The sequence below is a fragment of the Sphingobium aquiterrae genome (assembly GCF_037154135.1).
GTDB lineage: Bacteria > Pseudomonadota > Alphaproteobacteria > Sphingomonadales > Sphingomonadaceae > Sphingobium > Sphingobium aquiterrae.
In genome coordinates this window covers 1-2,646 of sequence record NZ_JBANFL010000052.1, presented here as the reverse complement: position 1 = coordinate 2,646, position 2,646 = coordinate 1, and the positions used below count along the sequence as shown (strand labels likewise).

Annotated in this window: 2 protein-coding genes; both read left to right on the top strand. The window is 61.9% G+C overall.

What is annotated here, in order from left to right:
• Positions 1–204: 204 nt before the first annotated feature.
• A complete protein-coding gene (istA, locus tag WFP78_RS23340) occupies positions 205–1,707 on the top strand; it encodes an IS21 family transposase (protein ID WP_011950689.1) in 1,503 nt (500 codons plus the stop codon).
• The gene (istB, locus tag WFP78_RS23335; RefSeq protein ID WP_004211466.1) at positions 1,704–2,567 is read left to right on the top strand and encodes an IS21-like element helper ATPase IstB; all 864 of its coding nucleotides are present in this window, start codon (positions 1,704–1,706) and stop codon (positions 2,565–2,567) included. Before istA ends, istB begins: the two co-directional genes overlap by 4 nt.
• Positions 2,568–2,646: the final 79 nt, after the last annotated feature.

Genomic DNA, 2,646 nt, shown 5'->3' with positions numbered 1-2,646 from the left:
GATGCGCGGCGACTGACAGGATGCGAGCGTAGCGACAATCAAGATGAGAATCGGTTGTTGGGGTGTCGGTGAAGGGCGGAGGGCGTAGCCCGAAGCCCGTAGCCGAGACCCCAACAACCGATGGCCCTTTAATGGAGGAGCCGCAGATCGTCGGGGCCGACCCAATATTCATTGGCATATCCAGATTGGAGGGAGATGCCGTGAGTGCCGGGTTGCCAAGTCAACGATCATCAAATGAGGCTTTTCATGAAATTGCGACAGACCAACCCGGTCCCGGTGGCTGCGGCGAAGGCCGGGTTCAGCACCGCGACGGGCTACCGGATCGCGAGCGATCCGGTGCTTCCTTCACACCGTAAAGCGCCCCGCGGCCGACGGCGACCTGATCCGTTGGAATCGATCTTCGAGAGCGAGATCGTACCAATGCTGAAGGCGGCACCTGGCTTGCGGGCGGTGGCGATCTTCGAGGAGATGCGCCGTCGCCATCCCGATCTCGATTTTGGGGTTCGCCGCACGATGGAGCGTCGTATCCGTGCCTGGCGGGCCGTTCATGGCCCGGAACAGGAAGTGATCTTCCGCCAGACTCATGAGCCGGGGCGAATGGGCCTTTCGGACTTCACCGACATGAGGAGCCTCAAAGTCACGATCGCGGGTGCGCCCCTCGATCACCTGCTTTACCACTTCCGCCTGGTGTGGTCAGGCTTCGAACATGCCCATGTCATCCTGGGCGGCGAGAGCTATGTCGCATTGGCTGAGGGGCTGCAGAACGCGCTTTGGATGCTGGGCGGCGCGCCGGGCGAACACCGCAGCGACAGTCTGTCGGCCGCGTTTCGCAACCTTGATGCCGATGCCCGTGCGGACTTGACCACACGCTACGACGCCTTGTGCGAACATTATGGCATGACGCCGACCCGCAACAACCGCGGCATCGCACATGAGAATGGCAGCGTCGAAAGCTCCCACGGCCATCTCAAGGCGGCGGTGGAGGATGCGCTGGCGATGCGTGGATCGACCGACTTCGAGGACCTCGCGGCCTATCGCAGGTTCATCGACGAGATCGTTGCCCGAAAGAACCGGCGCAGTGCCGCCCGCATCGACACCGAAAGGGCAACGCTCAAACCGCTACCTGATCGTCGCACCAGCGACTACGAGGAACATATCCTTCCCGTCACCTCGTCCAGCACCTTCGTTCTGCGCAAGGTGTTCTACACGGTGCCGTCACGGTTGATCGGGCATCGACTGCGTGTGCGCCTCTACGATGATCGGCTCGATCTGTTCCTGGGCGGCAGTTATCTCATGACCCGGCCACGCGGTCGCCCGAAAAGCGCTACCGAACATGGCTATGTGGTGGATTACCGTCACGTGATCCATAGCCTCAGGCGTAAGCCGATGGCCCTGCTGCAGCTGACCTATCGCGACCAGTTGTTCCCGCGCGAGGCGTACAGGCTCATGTTCGAACGGCTGCTCGAAGCCATGTCCGAGCGTGACGCTTGCCGTAAGATGGTCGAGTTGCTGTCCATGGCCCATGAACGGGCCTGCGAGGCCGAGCTTGCCGATCTTCTCGCCCAGGACCTTGACGAAGGCCGGCTGCCTGACATCGCCGCGTTGCGAACGCGCTTCTCGCCCGATCCGGCCGCGCTGCCCGAGGTGGTGGTCGAGCTTGGCCCCCTGACCGACTACGATGCCCTGCTGCTGGGAGAGGCCGCATGACCAAGGCCCATAACGTCGATGCCCAGCGCCTGAGCTTCATCCTCAACGAGTTGAGGCTTCCTGCCATCAAGGTGATCTGGCCCGAGTTTACCGAACGTGCCGACAAGGAGGGCTGGCCCGCCACCCGACTGCTCGCTGCACTTACCGAGCATGAAATGGCCGAACGTGACCGGCGTAGGATCGAACGTCATCTGAGCGACGCACGATTACCACCGGGCAAAACGCTCGACAGCTTCGCCTTCGACGCCGTGCCGATGGTCTCGCGGGCGCAGGTCACGGCCATGACCTCGGGCGACGGATGGCTGGAAAAGGGCGCCAATCTCATCCTGTTCGGCCCGCCGGGCGGAGGAAAGAGCCACTTGGCGGCAGCCATCGGCCTGCAACTTGTCCAGAATGGTTGGCGCGTGCTGTTCACCCGCACGTCCGAGCTGGTCCAGAAGCTTCAGCTCGCGCGCCGCGAACTGGCGCTCGAATCCGCCATCGCCAAGCTCGACAAATACCACCTGCTCATCCTGGACGACCTCGCCTATGTCGCCAAGGATCAGGCTGAAACCTCCGTGCTCTTCGAGTTGATCAGCGCACGCTATGAGCGCCGATCCATGCTCATCACGGCCAACCAGCCCTTCGGCGAATGGAACCGGGTCTTCCCGGATCCCGCCATGACGCTCGCGGCCGTCGACCGTCTCGTTCATCACGCCACCATCTTCGAGATGAATGTCGAGAGCTATCGTCGCAGGGCCGCCCTCCAGCGACAGACAGGGGCTGGAAGGACCCCAAAATACGCGACAATCAAATCCATCGAGAAAATGTCGATCAGCGACAATCAGAGCGAAGAATCGCCCTTGCCAGCGACAATCTAACCCGGCACCATGAACCCGCCGCGACAATCTGTTCTCATCCTGATAGTCGCTGACCTCTCACCCAGATCGTCGCGCTATA